This is a genomic window from Sphingomonas sp. LH128, from assembly GCF_000293195.2.
Classification (GTDB): domain Bacteria; phylum Pseudomonadota; class Alphaproteobacteria; order Sphingomonadales; family Sphingomonadaceae; genus Novosphingobium; species Novosphingobium resinovorum_A.
Map to the genome: position 1 here is coordinate 1 of NZ_ALVC01000326.1, position 2209 is coordinate 2209.

The following is a 2209-nucleotide window of genomic DNA, read 5'->3' on the forward strand; positions in this document are numbered from 1 at the left end:
TACCAGTTCGATAAACCCCTCACGGCACATCGGACGCAATCTACCCGTCGCCGAAACGAACATCGCATTGTTCACGGCCGACTATCTCCTTTGGGAGAGTCACATAGGAATGCGGCGCAGATGACCAAGACGGCATTAATTACGGGTGTGACGGGCCAGGACGGATCGTACCTTGCAGAGTTCCTCCTTGAAAAAGGATACGAAGTTCACGGCATCAAGCGCCGCGCTTCCCTTTTCAACACCGCCCGCGTCGATCATATTTACGAAGATCGCCATCAGCACGGAACCCGCTTCAAGCTCCATTACGGCGATTTGAGTGATACGTCGAACCTGACCCGGCTTATCCGCGACATCGAACCTGATGAAGTTTACAATTTGGGCGCGCAGAGCCACGTCGCTGTCAGCTTCGAGGCACCTGAATATACCGCCGACGTCGATGGGATCGGCACGCTGCGCCTGCTAGAGGCGATCCGGTTCCTCGGCCTGGAAAAGAAGACCCGTTTCTACCAGGCTTCGACCTCAGAACTCTACGGCTTGGTCCAGGAAATCCCGCAACGCGAGACCACCCCGTTCTACCCCCGCTCGCCTTACGCGGTGGCGAAGCTGTATGCCTATTGGATCACAGTGAACTATCGTGAAGCCTATGGCATGTATGCCTGCAACGGCGTGCTCTTCAATCACGAATCCCCTCGCCGCGGCGAAACGTTCGTGACGCGAAAAATCACGCGCGGCCTCGCCAACATAGCGCTCGGCCTCGAGCCGTGCCTGTACATGGGCAACATCGACTCGCTGCGCGACTGGGGCCACGCGAAGGACTACGTCCGCATGCAGTGGATGATGCTGCAGCAGGAAGAAGCGCGAGACTTCGTCATCGCCACGGGCGTTCAATATTCGGTGCGTCAGTTCATTGCCTGGGCCGCCAAGGAACTGGGGCTGACTCTCGAGTTTTCCGGCGAAGGCGTCGACGAAATCGCAACCGTAGCGGCCATCGAGGGCAATCTCGCACCGGCTCTGGACGTTGGTGACGTGATCATGCGCATCGACCCGCGCTACTTCCGCCCCGCTGAAGTCGATACCCTGCTGGGCGATCCGGCCAAAGCCAAGGAACTGCTCGGCTGGACGCCGGAAATCACAGTGCAGGAAATGTGCTCGGAAATGGTCGCGGAAGATCACAAGGCTGCACGTCGCCACGCCCTGCTCAAGGAGCATGGTCTCGAGGTTGCCGTCAGCGTTGAAGGTTGATCGAAACCTTACAGACTAAATAAGACGTGAGGGCGGCAGCGAGTAAATCGCTTGCCGCCTTCATATGTTTTGGCGAACGTGCATCAGCTAAGTGCCTGACTCGGAAGTTCCTCAACCGTAGCAATACCTTTCAGTTCTGCGGGTGAGCATGCGGATGGAGGCGATGGTGGCCCATGCCGTTGACGATGCGATGGTGGCTTCCCAGTCTTTGGCGAGGCGGCGGCATCGGCCAAGCCAAGCGAAGGTGCGTTCGACGACCCATCGCCGAGGGAGAACCTGGAAGCCCTTTGCCTTGTCAGAGCGCTTGATGATCTCGATCGTCCAGGTTCCCGATCCAAGAAGGCCTGCACGGAGCTTGTCGCCGGCATAGCCTCCATCCGCAAAGACATGGCGTAGCCACGGGAAACGTTTGCGCACGGTCTTGAGGACATCGACGGCACCATCGCGGTCCTGAATATCGGCGGTGTGGACGAGGATGAAGATGAGAAAGCCGCAGGTGTCCGTCAGGATGTGGCGCTTGCGGCCCTTGATCTTCTTGCCCGCGTCATACCCGCAAGGGCCGCCGCTTTCGGTGGTTTTCACTGATTGGCTGTCGATCACACCGGCACTCGGCGAGGCGTCGCGCCCTTCGATCTCGCGCAGGTTCATTACCAGCACCGTGTTCATGGCTTGGAGCAGACCGGTGTTGCGCCACGCGTAGAAGTAGCGCTGCACCGTCGAGACCGGTGGAAAGCATTTGGGCAGAAGCCTCCAAGCGCAGCCGCTTGCCGCAATGTAAAGCAAGGCATTCATCACTTCGCGCATGTCCGTCGTGCGACGTCGACCTCCGCGCTTGGCTGGCGGGATAAACGGCGCCGCCAATTCCCACTCCCGCTCCGTCATATCGCTGGAGTAGCGCAATCCTTTCCGGCTATGCTCCTGCCGGGCAACACCAGTCCATGCCATTGATCACTCCATCTCTCGCAGG

General features: G+C 58.9%; 2 protein-coding genes. One reads left to right on the top strand and one right to left on the bottom strand.

What is annotated here, in order from left to right; all coding sequences use genetic code 11:
* The first annotated feature begins 120 nt into the window (after window positions 1-120).
* A complete protein-coding gene (gene gmd / locus LH128_RS23155) occupies window positions 121-1242 on the top strand; it encodes a GDP-mannose 4,6-dehydratase (RefSeq protein WP_008832119.1) in 1122 nt (373 codons plus the stop codon).
* A 111-nt stretch (window positions 1243-1353) separates the two neighbouring features.
* On the opposite strand, the gene LH128_RS23160 is transcribed toward gmd, so the two are convergent.
* Complete coding sequence (locus LH128_RS23160; RefSeq protein ID WP_037521025.1) at window positions 1354-2187, bottom strand: IS5 family transposase; 834 nt, start codon at window positions 2185-2187, stop codon at window positions 1354-1356.
* Window positions 2188-2209: the final 22 nt, after the last annotated feature.

Coding starts and splice junctions, on each gene's coding strand:
- gmd (WP_008832119.1), top strand. CDS start 121: ATGACCAAGACGGCATTAATTACGGGTGTGACGGGCCAGGACGGATCG.
- LH128_RS23160 (WP_037521025.1), bottom strand. CDS start 2,187: ATGGCATGGACTGGTGTTGCCCGGCAGGAGCATAGCCGGAAAGGATTG.